Raw genomic sequence first — 18,975 nt, 5'->3', positions numbered from 1 at the left:
ATCCGCAGAATAATCATCATGGTTATTCTGCTGGTGCTATACTCGCTTTCTTCCAGTGTTTATGCTGCTGGTGCCGCAACGGAAATCAAGAGTCAATTTAATTTGCAGGGAATATTTTACGATAAGGATGAAAACCTTTTTACCCTTGAGCAAGATTATAAAAATAACTTGTCGATGATTTTCTATAATAGCAATGGCTATCGTGAATTACTGCTAAAAGATGCGGATATAGGCCATCAAGGTTTTGGTGTATCAACGCTCAAGGATAACTCTGCACTCTATATTTTGACTGGGATGAAAAAATCCGGCTTACATATATTGTTATATAAGATAAATAACAAAGAGAAAACGATAAAATATAGAATCAAACTTTTTCCCGATAGTTTCACCCCAAGCAGTGAAACCATGCCTGCACTTTCAGGTGATGGCCGTTTTATTTTTGTTCGAGGACGAAGCAAGAACGGTAAGATGTTTATCCGCGTTTTCGATACTGCAAATATATATTCAGCAATGAAGCACTATACCAATATTGATCTCAGTGATAACTATCTTCATCAATGGCCGATTTCATCCCGAATAGCCAGTAATGCTATCGGTTCTTTACAACCCCTTCAGGCAATCGCCTCGAATGGAAATGACGTCGCTTTGATGTTCGGCAATGCGCGACTGACACCTAAAGTGATCTATTTTTACACTGTGAATGGTAAATTAAAGCGTATTGATACTCGCGTAACTTCGGGTATTGAAGATGCAATGGTGTTCTCACAACAAAATTTTTATGAGCCGGAAGGTCTTTCTTATCAGAAGAATAGATTGAAAATATTAATTACGTACGCTAAAGGGATTAATAAGCGAAACGTCATTTATAACTATATTAAATAAACTTAGACTAAGAACTACAAATGAAAATCATCCATTCAGCTTTCATTGAAAAAAACAGAGCAGATATCGACACTTGCATTGCAAACTTCGATATATCTTTAAAAAATTACCAGACCTTTACCCCCATGATGCTAGGCATCAAAGGTGATGATTCAAATAAAATTCATATCAAGGGAGAAACGATTCCTGCTGGAATTGAGTTGATTTTCACTGAAAAGGCTAAAAATTGCAATGTTGTCATCAATGATAATTTTACCGGCCGTGCAAATAAATTTTCGCTTAAAAATGAAAGCAATTTTTTGTATTTGGGTGAAAACCTTAATATCAATAAAGTTTCTGCCGTCGCTTTAGGGCTTGGGGATGCTATTTTAATCGGTGATGGCGTATCTGTTACTGCTGACAACTCATGGAGCACCGGGTTTAACTCAGGAATGAGTGATAATGGATTGATCGTGGGCGATCACTGTTTAATTGCATCTGAAGTAGTAATCAGACCGGCAGACGGTCATATTGTTTTTGATACTAAAACCGGTAAACAGACTAATGTTTCTCACTCACCGATTATAATCGAACCCTATTGCTGGCTGTCACAACGCTGCGCAATTCTTAAAAACGTAAAAATTGGTGCTTGCTCTATTATCTCCTTTGCCGCTGTGGTAACGAAATCCTGCGCTCGCTTTAGTTGTATGGCCGGTATTCCTGGAAAAGCTTTTCCTTTGGATGGAAAAATGTGGCTTAGAGGACGTGGTAAAGAAGCAAAACAGATACAGGAACATTATCTGAAAAAATTTGGCGAACAATAAATAGCGCAACATGTTCTTTGGCACATATTGTAATAGATCAGTATGTGCTAATCCCCGCTGATTTTTACCCTCCTCACTAATCAAGCATTCGATTTTTTCCTCGTGCGTAAAACTCCATGTTTAGCTGCGTGTGTTCTCTAAGATACTTTTCAAATTTACGGATAAGTATCGCATCCGGCTGGAATTCTGCTTGCCAGAAATCATCTAAACAACCTTGATATGTCATACCAATAATGTCGTAAATTGCACTTCCCAACACTTTTAACGGTTTGAATTTAGCTAATGCTCTCATGCCCACAGTGCTGTTAATCGTGACGACAGCTCGGGCATGAGACAAAAGATCATCGAGAGGCAGATCATGAACATAGATCACTCTGGTTGAAATACCGCTCTTCAGAGCGATTGATTTAATCAGCTGCAAATAATTACGGTGACCACGATCCATCGGGTGATGCTTGAAAACTAAGTAGCTGTCTTGAGGTGCAGATTGGTAAAAAGAAAGAATTACACTTTTGATATAATCTTCGATATCCGCATAAGGGCTATGGTGGTGAATTTGACTGTCGTTATATACCTGTAAGATTGCAAGGTAATATTTTCCACTCATCTCTTTTTTAATATTTTTCGAAATACTCTGCTGTTTTAATCTATAGAGAAGCTTTCGCCAGCAGGATCTTATCCAACATTTGGTTTCCGATATAATGGAGATGGATTTATGATGCTGGTAATTTATGAATTCATGTTGGTGATAGCCGTACATCAAGCAATACCAGATTGCATGAGCGATTCTCTTAACTGACGAAGCCGCGATCTTATTAAAACCTAAAAGAGAAGACTCTGGTAATGAATGATAAAACTCCGCATCACGCGGCAACAAAGAGTAGGCGTTTACTCCACCCTCTTCCAGAGTGATAAAGTGTGGCCGAAAATAACCCTCTTCAAAAACCAGAAATCGCACATGTTTATCCTTAGCCCAAAATTTCGCAGCCTGATGTAGTGGCCTGCAATCTCCAAAACATAGAATGCTATCAAATCCTGACTGCTGATGTATTTCTGTTAACCATTCTGGAAATGCATTCAACGGCTGAAGATAGGATAGTGCGTGGCGATTACGACAATAGAATCGGTCACCACCATTAAATATAACATTAATGGCTTCCCGTTCGTGCAATTTTAACCAACTGGCAAGGTCACTGAAAAAGGGCCCCATCGGACCCTGCAATAAAAGATATTTTTTACCGTCCAGTAACTTAGTGAATGCAGTGCCTTTCATTTCTCAAAGCATCGATATTTTAATAACGCGGTAAACTTTTCTGCATGTACGTTTAATTTTATCTAAGCGAGTTTTTTCAATCTCTAACGTAGCTCTTGGTGTGTTAATCAATATATCCGTTGCTTCTTCCGCCGTTATCGCAGTACGTCGCGTCGGATGAATATAAGTCGGATACTCTATGAGCGCCTGATAAATTAAGTCACTAAGCGTGAGCTTTCGTAAGCGGCGTGCACAGTGATATTCATCGTGCGTTAATCCCCATCCAGCATAGAATGGCATTCCATAACAGCAGACTTTTTTGCCATGCAACAAGCCTTCAAACCCCGCAAGCGAAGTCATGGTATGGATTTCATCTACCACCTGAATGCATTGAATCACATCAGCATTAAGCACTTGATAGTCGGCCAGCAACGCGACATCTGATTGCGCCAACTGACCTTGTCGGTTACCAACCAAAACATCGGGATGCGGTTTATAAATGATAAAGGCGTCAGGATTACGTTTGCGCACTGCGTGTAATAATTGGGCATTGGTTCTTACTGAACAGGTTCCGCTTCTAATCGATGCATCATCCTCTACCTGACCCGGCACCAATATTACGCGCTTCCCCAGCGCCGCTGGCGGCAAAACAAAATCAGCGCCCAAATTATATTTGCTGATTTTACTGTCAACCAATCGCTGCTGTAATCGTAGCGCCCGTTGGCGCTGCATTAACGTCAGTTCACTTTCATTAAGCATCACTTCTAAATCGCTGCTGCGTGATGCATCGTAGTAAATCCCGCGTTTATCCAGCACCAGTGATAGCGGAGGCATCAAATTTGAACCTAATCCCGAAGAACGTAAAAAACCGTCTTCCATCCGCCAGATTGGCAAAAGCTGTGATTTAGCCCTCTCCTGCCAGCGCTGTTCACCGTGATTACCCCAAACTACACAGGCCGTCGCGCGATCCTCTCTGAGACTAAAGCTGAGCTTATTGGTTCGCGTTTGTAAAAAGGGTTTCAGGATGGTGTATTTCCACCATGACAAACCCGGCGCCCAAAGATATCCGTTGCGCTGCTGCTGATAGCGACGCTGCATTTGCATCCAGCTCATGACATCAAACAGCGTCGCCGGCTCACCGGTCAGCGGATTGATATAACGGCTATAGCGAAAATAGGCAGCTGCGAACAATTCGTGAAGCGTTGCGCATCCACGACGCTGGCGAAGCTGTTTCGCTTGTGGGTGACGGTCGTCGGTCAATCCCCAGCCTGCATACCAGGGTTGGCCAAAGCAGATAACAGCTTTGCCTGCCATCAGGGCTTCAAAACCGTACTGTGATGTCACCACATAAACCCGTGAGACGTGGCGAAGTAAGGATTGCGGACTGACGTTATCAGCCAGCAGTCGAACACGCGGAGTGGACTTCAATTGATGGTAATAGCCCGTTTTTTTTCCCTGCAACACATCGGGATGGATTTTAACCCAGATAATGGCGTGAGGATTTTCACTTAACGCCGCATTCAACATGGAAGCAAAATCATCAGGGCCGGCATTGCCATAGATCACTGACATATCGCCGTAAGTTTGATCAACCACCAGAACAATATCGTCGGATGGGTGTTTGTCGGTGACGAACGCAGGCGCATGGTTATATTTTGACAGGTCTTCGGTAACGATAGTTTTGATTGCATGTTCTGCATCTGCCGCAAGCGCCTGATTCGTCTCATGATCGCGTATTAATGCCTCAAGCGCGCTGGGATGGCTGGCATCGTAATAGATGCCGACGTCATCCAGCACCATCGATAGCGGCGGCGCACCGTTGACACCTAAATCCAGCGAACGAATAAAACCATCCTCCAGGCGTAAGATGGATTTACCCGCGCCCTGAGCCAGCGCCACTGGCTTATGCACGCTAGGGCGATGCCCCCAAACAGCAATCGAGGCGATGTCATCCGCAATCGGCATAAAGGGGCTGAGCTTCTGGCACGGCTGTGCCAGAAAGTTGCTCAGATAGGGAATTCGCCAGATACCTGAGGAGAAAATACCGATCATCGCGCATTACTCCTACAGCGTCAGAACCACTTTCGCCGCGACAGCCAGCTGATACAGGATGGTGGAGATACCGCGAGTCACTTCGATGTTCTTCGACTCATACTTCGGCAGTACCATCAACTCATCACCGGGATTAAGGTAATCCACATCATCAGCATTTTCTGCTGCACCGTTCTGACGAATCACAATAATGCGGGCGTTACTCGCTTTCTGTGTCAGGCCACCACATCTGGCGATGTAATCTTTCGGGCGCAGGCCTTTTTCCCAGCTGACGGCGTTAGGGAACAACACTTCGCCGTGTACTAATACCAACGAGGTTTTCTGCGGAATGCTGATGACATCGCCATCCTCCAGCAGAATGCCGTCGAGGTTTTTCTCATTGATGATCACTTCACCTTTCGGCACCACGTTGCGTGCTTTCGCTACAAAACGGCTAATCAGCTGCGCTTCCTGGTAACGCAAGCTGGCCTCTTCTTTGGTCGAGGATTGCACCGAAAGGGACGCTTCTTCGAGCTTCTGCAGCGCGAGATTCATCATCTCTTTCTGCCTGGTTGCCACGGAAGGACGATACAGCTGGATGGCACTCATCTGCGACATGCTGTTAGGACGCACTTTTGCCAACACTGCGCGCATGCTGGAGCCGTAAGGCAACACCATGGCATGCTCACCGGAGTGCGCGCCCTCAATGCGAACCTGAATGGTGCTGGCATAACGATCGGTGCTGACAATCAGCGTGTCGCCATCCTGCAGGACGCGGCCCGGCGCAGAACTGATCGGATAATATTCACTGCGTTTAGCCAAACCCTGCTGACGAACAATGGTGATATTGGTGGCACCTGGCCTGGCACGCGCCCAACTGAGAGCTTCGCTGACATCGATGCTGCTCTTCGCAAACTCAAAGTCATAACTGTTGAACACATCACCGCGCACGCTGAAGGTGTGCTGTCGTGGCCCCACCACAATGGTGTCGCCATCGGCAAACTGGCTCAATCCGAGCTTACCTTTAAGCAGGAAGTCATACAGATTTACGCTGGATCGCACGCGGTTGTCGCGCTTAACCACGATATCAACATAGCTACCGCGTTCAGGATCAACACCACCGGCTTTAATCAGATAGTTCAACAGTGAATCCGAAGTCACACCGCCATACAGGCCGGGACTGCGTACAAATCCGGTGACATACACTTTGACCGGCTGCGCCTGCAGCAGTGACGCATACACACTGACGTTCGCCTGATAAACCTGTTTCACTTTGTTGGTGATCAGCGCGTTTAGCTGACTATTGCTGACGCCGGCAACTTTGACCGGCCCCACATTTGGCAGGAAAATATTGCCTTTAGGATCAACCTGCAAGCTGCCGTCAAAGGTAAATGCGCCCCATAAGCGCACCTGAATGCTATCGCCGGGATTGAGGATATAGCCGGGATTGAATCCAACCGTTGCACCACTGTCGGCACTGGTGCCATTAAACAGCTGAGCACCAAAGATACGGCTCACCGGCTCAGTAGCCATGGGAACGGGCGTATTGTCGAAACCGGAATTATCGACGGCGGAGTTCGACTGGCTATTAAGAAACGGTGACGGTGCGGCTCCGGTCAGATTTTGATCGGCATTGATAGCAATACTGGCACTGGTTGATGCGGCATAACCGGCCGCAAGGAGTACAAATAATTTTAATAATTTCATGGCATGCTCTTTATGCGACAGCATTAATCCCGGTGATCTTCAATTACCGCCAGCAGCAGTTTCAGCGTGCCAAACATCAGGCAGCACACCAGAAGCCAACAGGCGATCAAATAAGGCGTATTAGGGAAACTCGTCTCCTGCGGCTGCTGAGGTGAACTGATCACCGACAGCACTTTCAGTTTGCGCGCGGCTTCCACACGTGTTTTTTCAATTGAACTCTGCGCTAAAGTGAACAGTTCGTTATCAAATGCGACCCTGGATTTAATCTCGTCAAAATCCACCGCCATACGGTTCAACTTGTCACCCTGCGGAGCGGTGATTTTGCTTTTTTCGTTATCGATCTGCGCCTGCATAGCAGCAATAGCATTACGCAGGCTCACCACCTGCGCAGCATCATCGCGAAGGTAGGTCAGCAGATTGCGCAACTCCGCTTCCATCTGGATCTTCTGCGCCGTAAGCGTATTCACCAACGCACTGGCCGCTTGTGCCTGCGCTTCAGGATCCAGAATGTTGTGGCTGTTTTGATACGCCAGCAGTTCGGCGGTGCTGGCATCCAGACGCAGGCGATATTTCTCCAGCTCAGCCTCAGCGAAAGCGAGCTGGTCACGTGCGATACGGTGTGACAACTCGTTGATAAAGCGCTCAGACTCTTTCAGTAATGCTGTATTGAAACGCAGGGCAAATTCAGGCGTAAAACCCTGGGTTTTGATATCCAGCAGTCCGGTTTTGTCATCCCAAATCACATTAATGCGATTGCGGTAATACTGCAGAAAGCGCTCCGTCGAGGCCTTTTTTGATAGGTGGTTAAAGAAATCCAGGCCGCTGTGGCTAAAGGCTTCGCGGAAATTGAGCTGTTGGTCGAGTGCAAACAGCATATCTGGCGAGTTGATGTACTCTTTCAAATAGAGCGCATCTTCGACCGAACCTGGGTTCGCCGCGCCCAATAACAAGCCAACATTCAAACTGTTGCGAGTGATGTCATCAGAGCGCTTGATGGCAATTTTGGATTCACTCATGTAACGCGGTTGGCTGAAAATCACCAGATAGATAATCAGCAGCGCCATCGGCAGCAGAATGATAATTTTCGCCAGATGCTGCTGAATGCCCGCCAGTGAAACGGCAGAGAAACAGTGACGCAACCTGGATACAGTGAGATTCGCTTTCATATGCAACTATCATCAAATGTTATTGGGTGTTTGGGCTGGTGTTGCCTGTGAGTTCATCATTCGATACAGAAAATGAAAGTCACTGAACGTCGACGTGATTTCTTTTTAAGAACAAAACAACGGAGGGCAGGATATAAGGAACGTGCGGGGAGCAATTTAAGAAACGACTTGATTTAAATGCGATAACGTCCAGCCTAATGAAGACGATTTAAGCCAGAAAAAAAACCGCTAATTTCCAGTGAAAACAGCGGTTTAGAGTGAGATTGCGTGGCTTCAGCGTTCGCGCATTGCCTCTTGCGCTTTATTAAACGGCTTAATCAGATAATCCATCACCGTCTTCTCACCGGTCTTAATATCCACGGTCGAAACCATGCCGGGACTGATGGAGAAGCGCTTACCGGCTTTATTCTGCACATAGTCGTTATCGGTGCGGATGAACACGCGGTAATAGTAAATTTCCGGTTTCACCTCATCCTGAATGGTATCCGGCGAGATGCTCTCCACCACGCCGTTCAGGCCGCCATAAATCGCGTAGTCATACGCCGAGATCTTCACCACCGCGCGCTGGCCGGGACGGATAAAGGCGATATCGCGCGGTGACAGCGGCTCAATCCGCCAATTACTGACGCACTTTTGCCCAGCACGTGCTGGATTAAAGCAGTCGATATCAAAGATTAGATACACCGGCAGATAGCCAACGATGCGCTTCACTTCGACAAGAATCTCATCACCGCTGCGATCGCTGACCTTCGCAGCAACCAGCGTGTTGAAAAAGTTCATGATGATGACTCTATTAATACCGATCTGCATAATGTGCTGCAGATCGATCCTTCTCCTTTCCAGGCGGTGAAGAACAAAGTGCCGAGATCGAAAGTCGGGCCGTTGGAATCAGCATCGGTTATATATTGAAGCACACCAGGGCTATCTATAGGAGTGTTCAGCGCGCGTACAGTAGCGACAGACAAAAATTCAATTCACGCTTGCCATTCGCCTGTAGTTTGCCAAAAAATCCTGCGAATCACCAAAAAATAAATTAGCTAAATATCCGTGAATCAGTCGATGCCCGGGAGCCATTAAAGGTATAGATGACTACAATCTATCCCCGCTTCGTTAAACTCGACCATGAGGGTAATGATTGGGTGAAATTATGCGGGGATCGTATGCTCCGCGAATCTCTGCATACTTGGAAGGATTGTATTGGTTAGAACAGTAAAATCTGTATGTGCTGCCTGATAGGAGTAAAAGCGTTCACTTTATAGTATTGCGTAATCTTTAAACGGAAATCTTAATGTGATTATTGGTCAAAAGTAATGAAAAAAATACTATAGAAGTATTCAAACAGATAAATAACACTAAGAAACAATAACATGAATTACATTTGTAACTCTTTGATATTATTCATGTCGATTTAATACCCGCTTAGGGGTGTGGCTAAATTTTGAACACAATAACACTACGCATAAAAAAAATTTTGGACCTGAAGCATACAACGTCACAATGTATCTTAAGTAAGTTGACAGATGCATTTGACAACTTTGTCATTATGCTTCTTCAATTTACCAAAATGCTTGCATTTATGGCTACTATTAAGCAAATTAATCACTCTTAACTGCTGATAATATGGCCATTTTTTGAGCATAGCACTATACTTCAAGAAATAGCACTATGTATACAGTTCGAATTACTTCAGTGCACAGGTAGCTGTAAAGCCTGGGGCGGTAGCATTCATCTTTTTTAAAATGAATATTGAATGTATTAATTTCCTAACTATTATTAGTTTAAGCGCTATTGAAATTAACAAACTAAATATAAGACCCGAATAAGAAAATTAAAAAACCTTTTGCAAATGAAATTTACAACTGTAAATTTCGAGCACATAAAAAATCAATAAGTTTAAATGGAACATACCACCATTTTTTCCTCATCACTATTCATAACGTATTTTAACCGTATTGTAATTACAATACGGTTAAAATTAGCAAGCTCACTTAAAAACATATTAAATAACCTGGATAAGACATGGAAAAAAAAATCAACAGTAATCGTTCGGTTCTCACTCAAGAACAACTTTTTGATATGAACTCTTTTGAAGGCGTTAGCAACTTCCTTCTCAAGAAATCGTTATTCTTGAAACCAACTTATATTACTAAATCTGCCTGGCTGGAACATATTCCTTTTGCTTTCTGGCTTGCTGAAACATTGCAGCCTAAAAGATTTGTTGAACTGGGAACTCATTATGGAAGTTCTTACTTTGCATTTTGCCAGGCAATTTCTCAACAGGATTGGGATGCACAATGTTTTGCGGTAGATACATGGCAGGGTGATGAACATGCTGGAATTTATGGAAGAGAAGTACATGCTCAAGTCTATGAACATAATCAAAGAAATTATGCAGATTTTTCAACTCTTATAAAGACTTCCTTCGATGAAGCATTACAACACTTCGCTGACGGGAGTATTGATTTATTGCATATTGATGGTTTGCATACTTTGGACGCGGTTCGACATGACTTCGACTCTTGGTTGCCAAAGCTTTCAATTCAGGGTGTCATTATTATGCATGATACTAACGTCAGAAAAAATCAATTTGGGGTATTTAAATTATTTGAAGAGCTGAAAGAAAAATATCCACATTTCGAGTTCTCGCATGGACATGGTTTAGGTGTAATTGGCGTGGGAGTTAACCAAATCGATGTGATGCAGAAATTCTTTTCACTTTCAACTAACCGCTCTGCTACTCGTTACACACGAGATATATTTTCACATCTGGGACGAGCTTGTGCTGACAACTGGGAAAGTTCTTCCTTTAAAAAAGAAATCTCAACTTTAAAAAGTAGCTTAAATAAAGAATCAAAACTAACATCAGAAGAAAAAAGTCAACTATCACTTTTAAAAGAACAAGTTAGCCATTATGAAAAAGAACTTCAAGAGCGATATGAAGAAATCAGCATAATTACTAAAATAGCTGAACAACATCAATTAGAATTAGATAACATTAGAATTCAATTAAACCATGAGAAAAACATGGTTAATAGCATCCAAAATACCTTGTCATGGAAAATAACAAAACCAATTAGAACTGTACGTCGAATGATCAATAACATAAAGAGTTAATCATATGATGGAAAACACACTCTTTTATTAACAACCTTAATATAAATGGCGACTTAAATTTAAATGTCGACTGATGAATTAAATCCACATAAAACTCCTTTTTTGTACCAATAAAAACCTAAAAAAACATCACTTAAAACTAACATTCAGTCTTAAAACTCACATTGCAAAATTTAAAATACCCAATTAATTAATCACTTTAATTAATATCTGGAGAATTAAGAAATGAGCACTACGCAACGAAACGGTACCAATGTACTTATAAATAATAAAATAATTGATAACGATTGGTATAAAAATCAGTACCCGGATGTTGAGAAATCAGGGTTAAGTCCTGAACTGCATTTTATGAAGTATGGCTTCTTTTTAAAAAGAAAACCAAGTGCCATTTTTGATAATAAACTCTACGATCAATTCAAGTCTCTTGATGATCTTGTAAGCCATTTACTCCTGACAAATATTACGGTTCCTGTATTAGATATATTACCTGAGATAGCTTCAGAAAAAGAATCAAACGAAAACGAAAAAAAACCTGAAAATTATAGTCATGATAAACATCCTAACTTGAAAGGGTACTTTGATGAACTGACTGAAACGGAGTTTAGAGGCTGGGCTATTGACGAAAGTCGAATAAATCACCCTGTTGAATTAGATATATTTGTAGATAATATTTTCCTCACTACAATTGAGACTATTCATGAAAGAAGAGACCTCATTGAAGCAGGCATCGGAGGTGAACAAGCTGGCTTCAAAGTAATTTTCCCCGAAAACATTTTCACCAAAAACTCTATTATTGACATTCGTCATAGAAATACTGATAAATCACTAGGTGATAGTAACAGGGTATATTATACCAATTCGGAATCTATTCAGTTCCAATCAAGATTTATGGATGCACTTAACGGTAGACGCATTAGAAAAGTCACTGTTATTGTTCCCATTTATAATGCATACGAAGCGGTTGTAGACTGTCTTGACTCTCTAACAAAAACAATAAATAAAAACCACGAGGTGTTAATGATCGATGACTGTAGTCCTGATGACAGGATCGCAGATCTTTTAAAATATTATGAAAAAACGCACTCATTCAGACATATAAAAAATAAAGAAAACTTAGGATATACCTGCACTGTTAATAAAGCCATCCAACTTGCTGGCCAAAATGATATAGTACTTCTCAACAGTGATACCGTTACAACTCCACGTTGGTTAGAGAATATGATTTATTCCGCTTATTCACGTGAAACTATTGCCACAGTTACTGCAATATCAGACAACTCCGGTGCTTTTTCAGTACCAGAAATAGGAGCTTTTAATCATCAAACTGTGGGGCTTACGAAGAATGAACATGCCAGACTCATCACTCAAAATACAGATGGAAAATGTTTATCAGTGCCTACAGGCAATGGATTCTGCTTATATATAAGACGTGACTTCATAGATTTGCATGGAGCATTTAATGAAGAAAAATATCCTCGAGGGTATGGCGAGGAAAATGACTTGTGTATGAGAGCTTATCAGAGTGGCTGGCATAACTTGATTTGTGACAAATCTTTTGTCTATCATAAACGCAGTCAAAGCTTTAAGGAAGAAAAAATTAAATTAATGGAGGATGGCGCATCTCAGTTGAGGAAAGATTATCCTGAATATAAAAATGCAATTAATAGATTTATCGATTTGGAATTAAGGCTCTTTCGTTCTAAAATTCGTGGAACTATTGAAAACCATGACCAAAAACCCATATTACCACGAGCACTATTTGTGATTTCTACTACAACGGGAGGCACTCCTCAAACAAACTTAGACTTGATGCAAGCAGTAGATGATAGATATGAATGTATGCTTTTGCGTTGCGATAGTAGGAAAATATACCTCAGCAAGCTCATTGAAAAAAAATTACATCCAGTTTTGGAAATCCCATTATCAATAGCTTTAGAACCCGTCACCCACCTCTCCGATGAATATGACGCCATAGTTTCCGACTTATTGTATAAATACAACATTGAGTTACTACACATTCGCCACATTGCATGGCATAGTTTAAGTCTACCTCGTATTGCGAAAGCAATGCATATTCCAGTAATATATTCAATGCATGATTTTTACTCAATTTGTCCAACGGTAAACTTAAAAAATGAGTCTAATAAATACTGCGCAGGAAAGTGCAATAACAACGCTGGTGACTGTACAATTCCATTATGGAGTCAAGGCTCAATTATAAACTTGAAAAATGAATTCATTTATAATTGGAGGAATAAATTCAGGACATTCACATCTTATTGCGATGCGATAATCTCCACTGATGAATCAGCAAAAGAACAAATCTGCATGATACTTCCAGAAATAGCTGATAAGTTTCACACCATACCGCATGGGCGAGATTTCCCCGTAATGGTTAAAGGAGAGCATGCGACAATACCCCCTCAAAAAATTCGAGTGTTAGTACTTGGTAATATCTCGATAGCTAAGGGTTCACTTCTTCTAAAAGATATGATCATTAACGATACTGAAAAAAAACTTGAATTTCACTTCCTGGGAAATACCAATGGCCTTACTGGATTTGGTATTCATCACGGTACCTATTCCAGAGATGATGTTCTTTCCAAGATAGCCGAAATAAATCCACATATTGGTGTTGTTCTATCACTTTGGCCTGAAACCTTTTGCCATACTTTAACAGAAATGTGGGCTGCAGGCATTCCAGTGATGGCTATAGATTTAGGTGCTGTTGGCAATAGAATTAAATCAACAGGTGCGGGCTGGCTTGTTTCAGAAAATATAGGCCATGTTGAGTGCGTAAATGAATTAATAAATATAGTCAATGATATTCACGACTACAATCTTAAAGTTGACAGGGTAAATGAATGGCAAAGTACTGAGGGAATGAAAAATACATTATCATGGATGGCAGACCGATACTGTAGTATTTATTCATCTTTGCAATGAAAATTTAACCATGTAATGCCGCTCTTTTAAAATTGGATGTTATGATGTGCAAAGTATACCGTATAGCTAATTTTAAATGCTTTAACCTAGTTCTATTATTTACTACCGTAATATGAATTAAAATTATTTTTTGCAATTCCTAAAGGGACGCTAATAGCGCCCCTTTTTTATTGCAGAAACCAGTTAAAAATCACCGTTCCCGCATTGCCTCTTGCGCTTTGTTAAACGGCTTAATCAGATAATCCATCACCGTCTTCTCACCGGTCTTAATATCCACGGTCGAAACCATGCCGGGACTGATGGAGAAGCGCTTACCGGCTTTATTCTGCACATAGTCGTTATCGGTGCGGATAAACACGCGGTAATAGTAAATTTCCGGTTTCACCTCATCCTGAATGGTATCCGGCGAGATGCTCTCCACCACGCCGTTCAGGCCGCCATAAATCGCGTAGTCATAAGCCGAGATCTTCACCACCGCGCGCTGGCCGGGACGGATAAAGGCGATATCGCGCGGTGACAAACGCGCTTCAATCAGCAGACGATCGTTCATCGGCACAATATTCATCAGCTCGCCATTCGGTGGCACCACGCCGCCCACGGTCGAGACTTTGATGTTTTTCACGATGCCGCGCATCGGTGAGCGGATGGTTAATCGCGTTACCGTGTCTTCACGCCCTTTCACCACTTGCGCCATGCTGTCGGCTTCGGCGTTGGCTTTCGCCAGCTCCTCGCGCGCCTGCACGTAATATTGCGAACGCATATCGGTGAGTTTCAGTTCCAGATCTGATTTATCGCGCTGCAAACGCAGCACTTCCACGCTACTGGCGGCACCGGTTTTGGCCAGACGCTGCGTGATGGCCAGCTCGCGGTTAGCCAGCGCCAGCGACTCTTTAAACTGCGCGGTGGCATCGGTGAGCTGCGCGCGACGGGTTTTATACAGCCGCGTTTCTGATGCCATCAGATCGGGAAACTTATTCAGCTCCGCCGGGAAATTCAGCGGCTGATCATTCACTTCCGCATTGAGGCGCGCGGCGGCAGCCAATGCTGCACGATAGCGTGCCGCGCTTTCGCCGACGTTGGATTGCGAGCGCGTGGCATCGAGGCGCGCCACCACTTGCCCGGCCTGTACCTGATCGCCTTCGTGCACATACAGCTCGGTGAGGATGCCGCCTTCCAGCGATTGCAGCACCTGATCGCGCGAGCTGGGAATCACTTTGCCGGTGCCGGTTGAGACTTCATCCAGCACGCCAAACCAGGCCCAAATCACCGTAACGAGGATCAGTGCGGTGCTGATGACGATCAGCCGCACCGCGCCGGTGTAATGGGTTTCGGATCGCAGCTCGCCCAGCAGATCGTCGGAGGAGTCCACTTCTGCCGCCGTCACTAAACGCAGTCTTGCCGGTAATTGTTTGATCATGATTGCGCCTCCGGGAGACTGCCGTTAGCACGCGGTGCCGGCAAGGCGTTCTCTTTCGGGCTGTCCATCACCAGCTGTCCCTCTTTCAGCACCAGCACGCGATCCACCAGCGCGAGAATCGCCGCACGGTGCGTCGCCACGATCAAGGTGCGCCCGTTGAGCCACTGACCGAGCCGTTCGATAAACTCTTTCTCGGTGTGATCGTCGAGCGCCGCCGTCGGCTCATCCAGCAGGATGATGTTAGGATCGCGCAGCAGCATGCGCGCCAGCAGCAGCGACTGACGCTGACCGCCGGAAAGCCCAACGCCGCCTTCCATAATCGGATGGTCGAGGCCGAGCGGCAGACGACGAATGAAATCCGCGCCGCCGCTGACGGTAAGCGCGCCAAAGATCGCATCATCGGTGGCGTGCGCCGCGCCCATGGTGAGATTCTCGCGCAGCGTGCCGTGGAACAGCCGCGCGTTTTGCGTCAGCAGGCCAACGTTACGCCGCACATCGGCCACATCAATATGTGGCAGGCTGAGGTTATCCAGCCGCAGTTCACCGCCGACCAGATCGATGCCACCAATCATCGCCTGCAGCAAGGTCGATTTGCCCGAACCGTTGCGTCCCAGCACTGCAATGCGCTCGCCCGGTTTGATGGTCAGGCTTTTAATGCGCAGCGCGATGTTCATTGAATCGGTGTAGTAACGGAACATCGCGTCGGTGAACTGGTAGTGACCAAACAGCACCGGCGTATGAATACGCGTTTCGTCTTTGCTGTTTTCCACCGGCAAATTCATCAGCGCATCGAGGCTGCCTTTTGCCGCTTTCACCTGCTGCCAGCGCGCCAGCACGCCGCACAGCGTCGCCATCGGCGCAATCATGCGTGAAGAGAGCAGCGACGCCGCCACAATCGCACCGGTGGTGATATCGCCGTTGATCACCATCGGCGCACCGATCACAATCACGCTGGCGTACACCAAGCCCTGCACCGTCACGCCCCAGGTAATCAGCGAGTGCATTACTTTGCGCATCTCAACGCCGGATTGCGCGGTAATGCGAATGTAGCTGTTCCACTGTTGCAGGAAGCGATCTTCCGCCTGCATCAGCTTGATATCTTCCAGCCCTTGCACGCTCTCCACCAGCACCGCATTACGCAGCGTCGACTCTTTCAGGTTCTGCTGCGCCAGCTTCGAAAGCTTCTTCTGGCTCAGCACGCCCGGCAGGATCATCAGCAGCACCGCCACCGGCGCAATCCACGCCAGCTGCGGCGCGATAATCGCCATTACCAGCATGAACAGCAGGAAGAACGGCATATCGACAATCGCCGTTACCGTGGTGGAGGTGACCATTTCGCGGATCGCCTCCAGCTCGCGCAGCTGCGAGATAAAGGTGCCGGTCGAGCGCGGCACCGCGCTGTTACGCAGTCGCAGCGCGTGACCGAACACCCGATCGGAAACGCGCATATCGGCGCGCTTACCCAGCAGATCGGTCACGTGATCGCGTCCGACGCGCAGAATATAAGTGAACACCACCGAGATGATCACCCCGATATACAGCACATACAGCGTTGGATAGGACTGCGCCGGAATCACCCGATCGTACACCTGCATCGAGAAGATAATGCCGACCAGCGCCAGCAGATTGATCAGGAAGGATCCGAGCATCACGTAGCCGTACGGCCGCAGATCGTGCAGCACCAGACGGCGCAGCCAATCCGGTTTTACCGTGGCGAGATAGCGATCGACGCGGCTGTCTTTAGCGGCGGTAACCGGACGCAACGCGGCGGCAAAACGGATTTCCGGCAGCAAAGTCTCCAGCGCAATCGGCGCGGGCTGTTCATCACCGGCGAAATGCACCCGCACTTCATCATCGCCATCAAACTGCGTAATAACACCTACCTGACCGTCGGCCAGCTCGATCGCCAGCGGCAAACGCCAACTGGTGATCTCCCACTGATTCTCTTCATACAGCTGCAGCGATAAGCCGGCCTGGCGCGCCAGATGGCGCAACGCTTTATCGCGCGACTGTTTGCCCTGCCATTCGGCAGCGGCCATGATCATGCCCGGCGAACAGGGCAAGCGATAATGGGTGGCAATCAGGATGATGGCGGTGGCCCATCCGTGTAAGGGCACGTTTCCCCCGGACGCGCTATCGGGCGCGTCGGGAATCTGTAATTGCGTCATGGCTGGATCTCCACGGACTGGATCCGCTGATTATTCAAAGCAAACGCCGACCGCATATGCCCGGTGCTGTAGAGGCAATCGAGCTGCAGTGAGCGTAACTGGCTGATGGTTTGCTGCAGCGTGAAACGGGTCTGGAACACTTCCTGCTCGGCGTTGAGCACGTCCAGCAGCGGACGCGTGCCGAGTTGCAGATACTGATCCTGATAGAGCGACTGGGTTTTCTCGCCCAGCGTCTGTTGCCGTCCCATAATCGCCAGGCTGAGCGACAGGCTTTGCGACTCGTTCTGCGACTCACTCAACTGCTGACGCGCTTTAAGCCGCGCCGAGTTGACGGCCGCATTGGCGGCCTGCAATGCATTGGCGGCTGCGTCCCGGCTGGCGGTGATGCCGCCGCCCTGATAGAGCGGCATTTCCACTTTCACAAACGCCGAATATTGGGTGCGATCCAGCGATTCGCTGCCGGAATAGTGATTGTTGAGATAATGCGTCACCTGCGGTTCCAGCGAGATGGTAGGCATGTTTTGCGCGTTGGCATTATCGAGTTTGGCCTGCGCCTGATTGGCCTGCGCCCAGGCCGCCAGCACCGACGGATTGAGCTTGTCATCGGCTTTCGCCACCTGACAGGATTGGGTGAGTTTGGTGGGGAAGTCGTCGCTGACTTTTTTCACCAGCGGCCAGCCAAGATAGGTTGCCAGCGTGGCGCGCCAGCGATCGAGGTTGGCTTGATACTGCGTTAGGGTGGTACGCGCGCCTTCGATACGCGCATCGGTTTGCGTGGCATCCGAAAGTGACGCCGCACCCTCTTCATTACGTTGCCGGGCAAGGTCGCCAATTTTACTCAGCGCCGTGAGCTGCTCCCGCGCAATTTTGACCAGTTGCTGATAGCCCTGCACTTCCACCAGCGCCGCGGCGGTATCGTGCGCCACGGTATCAATGCTTACCAGCACGTTGGCCTGCTCCTGCGCCACGCCCGCTTCGGCGGAACGTACCGAACTGCTGACCTTGCCAAAGTCATACAGCATCTGCGAAACCGACAGCACAAACGAGGGGCTGAAACCCTTTTCGCTGTAGGCGTTGCTGTAACCGTTGTTCATGCCAGCACTGATTTGTGGATAGTATTTTGCTTTTGCTACATCAACCTGATTGGCTTGCTCCAGCATTTTTCCCACCGCCTGGGCGATATCGGGATGCCACTGAATGGCGCGCTGTACCGCCTGGTTGATAGTGAGAAAGTCGGGGACGTTGGCGAGGGCGGGTTCCGCCACCTCACCGGTTAATGAAGGCAGTTCTTGCTGTTGCGCTAAGCCTGCTGAGGTAATTTGCCCCGCCCGGGTTAACGCGTCACTGGCCGCTAAAAGTTGAGAACTGTAAAGTAAAGCCATGCCCGCACAGAGAACGCTGAGCTTAAACGAACGGCGAAAAGTTGCGCCTGAGTGCATCAGTTCCATCGATAGTCCACCAGTCAATAAAGAGAAAGGGGCACATCCCT

Annotated in this window: 11 protein-coding genes and 1 pseudogene; 4 read left to right on the top strand and 8 right to left on the bottom strand. The window is 46.2% G+C overall.

The features are described from left to right. Positions 1-18 precede the first annotated feature (18 nt). Positions 19-882, top strand: a complete 864-nt coding sequence (locus HX773_RS19315; RefSeq protein WP_176972879.1) for a hypothetical protein — start codon at positions 19-21, stop codon at positions 880-882. Positions 883-902: 20 nt separating this feature from the next. Next, complete coding sequence (locus HX773_RS19310) at positions 903-1,685, top strand: acyltransferase (RefSeq protein ID WP_176972878.1); 783 nt, start codon at positions 903-905, stop codon at positions 1,683-1,685. A gap of 76 nt (positions 1,686-1,761) precedes the next feature. On the opposite strand, the gene HX773_RS19305 is transcribed toward HX773_RS19310, so the two are convergent. The 5 genes and pseudogenes from HX773_RS19305 to HX773_RS19285 form a co-directional block, all read right to left on the bottom strand. After that, the gene (locus tag HX773_RS19305; RefSeq protein WP_176972877.1) at positions 1,762-2,958 is read right to left on the bottom strand and encodes a capsule biosynthesis protein; all 1,197 of its coding nucleotides are present in this window, start codon (positions 2,956-2,958) and stop codon (positions 1,762-1,764) included. Between the two features lie 3 nt (positions 2,959-2,961). Beyond that, entirely contained in the window at positions 2,962-4,989 is a 2,028-nt protein-coding gene (locus HX773_RS19300) for a capsular polysaccharide biosynthesis protein (RefSeq protein ID WP_176972876.1), read from the bottom strand. A 12-nt stretch (positions 4,990-5,001) separates the two neighbouring features. After that, on the bottom strand, positions 5,002-6,675 hold the full coding sequence (locus tag HX773_RS19295) for a polysaccharide biosynthesis/export family protein (protein WP_176972875.1): 1,674 nt from the start codon (positions 6,673-6,675) through the stop codon (positions 5,002-5,004). A 23-nt stretch (positions 6,676-6,698) separates the two neighbouring features. Then, the gene (locus HX773_RS19290) at positions 6,699-7,841 is read right to left on the bottom strand and encodes a capsule biosynthesis protein (protein WP_176972874.1); all 1,143 of its coding nucleotides are present in this window, start codon (positions 7,839-7,841) and stop codon (positions 6,699-6,701) included. Between the two features lie 273 nt (positions 7,842-8,114). Then, positions 8,115-8,444, bottom strand: a pseudogene (locus HX773_RS19285) (secretion protein HlyD); the annotation flags it as partial. 1,416 nt (positions 8,445-9,860) lie between these two features. On the opposite strand from HX773_RS19285, the gene HX773_RS19280 reads away from it, so the two are divergent. Both HX773_RS19280 and HX773_RS19275 read left to right on the top strand, forming a co-directional pair. After that, complete coding sequence (locus tag HX773_RS19280; RefSeq protein ID WP_176972873.1) at positions 9,861-10,955, top strand: class I SAM-dependent methyltransferase; 1,095 nt, start codon at positions 9,861-9,863, stop codon at positions 10,953-10,955. 225 nt (positions 10,956-11,180) lie between these two features. Continuing rightward, entirely contained in the window at positions 11,181-13,901 is a 2,721-nt protein-coding gene (locus HX773_RS19275) for a glycosyltransferase (protein WP_176972872.1), read from the top strand. A gap of 190 nt (positions 13,902-14,091) precedes the next feature. On the opposite strand, the gene HX773_RS19270 is transcribed toward HX773_RS19275, so the two are convergent. Genes HX773_RS19270 through HX773_RS19260 form a run of 3 tightly spaced genes read right to left on the bottom strand, consistent with a single transcriptional unit; the run spans position 14,092 to position 18,934 of the window. After that, on the bottom strand, positions 14,092-15,318 hold the full coding sequence (locus HX773_RS19270; protein ID WP_176972871.1) for an HlyD family type I secretion periplasmic adaptor subunit: 1,227 nt from the start codon (positions 15,316-15,318) through the stop codon (positions 14,092-14,094). Next, positions 15,315-17,486 (bottom strand): type I secretion system permease/ATPase, encoded by a 2,172-nt coding sequence (locus tag HX773_RS19265; protein WP_176972870.1) that lies wholly within the window; start codon positions 17,484-17,486, stop codon positions 15,315-15,317. The genes HX773_RS19270 and HX773_RS19265 overlap by 4 nt, the downstream gene beginning before the upstream one ends. Then, positions 17,483-18,934, bottom strand: a complete 1,452-nt coding sequence (locus HX773_RS19260; RefSeq protein WP_061720228.1) for a TolC family outer membrane protein — start codon at positions 18,932-18,934, stop codon at positions 17,483-17,485. The genes HX773_RS19265 and HX773_RS19260 overlap by 4 nt, the downstream gene beginning before the upstream one ends. Between the last annotated feature and the right edge of the window lie 41 nt (positions 18,935-18,975).

Origin of the sequence: Pantoea sp. B9002 (assembly GCF_013385945.1) — a bacterium.
Classification (GTDB): domain Bacteria; phylum Pseudomonadota; class Gammaproteobacteria; order Enterobacterales; family Enterobacteriaceae; genus Pantoea.
Note: the sequence above shows the minus strand (reverse complement) of the source record. Positions and strands in the feature narration are given on the sequence as shown.

Excerpts from the sequence above, each read along its gene's own strand:
- HX773_RS19310 (WP_176972878.1), top strand. The coding sequence starts at position 903 with ATGAAAATCATCCATTCAGCTTTCATTGAAAAAAACAGAGCAGATATC.
- HX773_RS19315 (WP_176972879.1), top strand. The coding sequence starts at position 19 with ATGGTTATTCTGCTGGTGCTATACTCGCTTTCTTCCAGTGTTTATGCT.
- HX773_RS19265 (WP_176972870.1), bottom strand. The coding sequence starts at position 17,486 with ATGACGCAATTACAGATTCCCGACGCGCCCGATAGCGCGTCCGGGGGA.
- HX773_RS19290 (WP_176972874.1), bottom strand. The coding sequence starts at position 7,841 with ATGAAAGCGAATCTCACTGTATCCAGGTTGCGTCACTGTTTCTCTGCC.
- HX773_RS19280 (WP_176972873.1), top strand. The coding sequence starts at position 9,861 with ATGGAAAAAAAAATCAACAGTAATCGTTCGGTTCTCACTCAAGAACAA.
- HX773_RS19300 (WP_176972876.1), bottom strand. The coding sequence starts at position 4,989 with ATGATCGGTATTTTCTCCTCAGGTATCTGGCGAATTCCCTATCTGAGC.
- HX773_RS19270 (WP_176972871.1), bottom strand. The coding sequence starts at position 15,318 with ATGATCAAACAATTACCGGCAAGACTGCGTTTAGTGACGGCGGCAGAA.
- HX773_RS19305 (WP_176972877.1), bottom strand. The coding sequence starts at position 2,958 with ATGAAAGGCACTGCATTCACTAAGTTACTGGACGGTAAAAAATATCTT.
- HX773_RS19295 (WP_176972875.1), bottom strand. The coding sequence starts at position 6,675 with ATGAAATTATTAAAATTATTTGTACTCCTTGCGGCCGGTTATGCCGCA.
- HX773_RS19260 (WP_061720228.1), bottom strand. The coding sequence starts at position 18,934 with ATGGAACTGATGCACTCAGGCGCAACTTTTCGCCGTTCGTTTAAGCTC.
- HX773_RS19275 (WP_176972872.1), top strand. The coding sequence starts at position 11,181 with ATGAGCACTACGCAACGAAACGGTACCAATGTACTTATAAATAATAAA.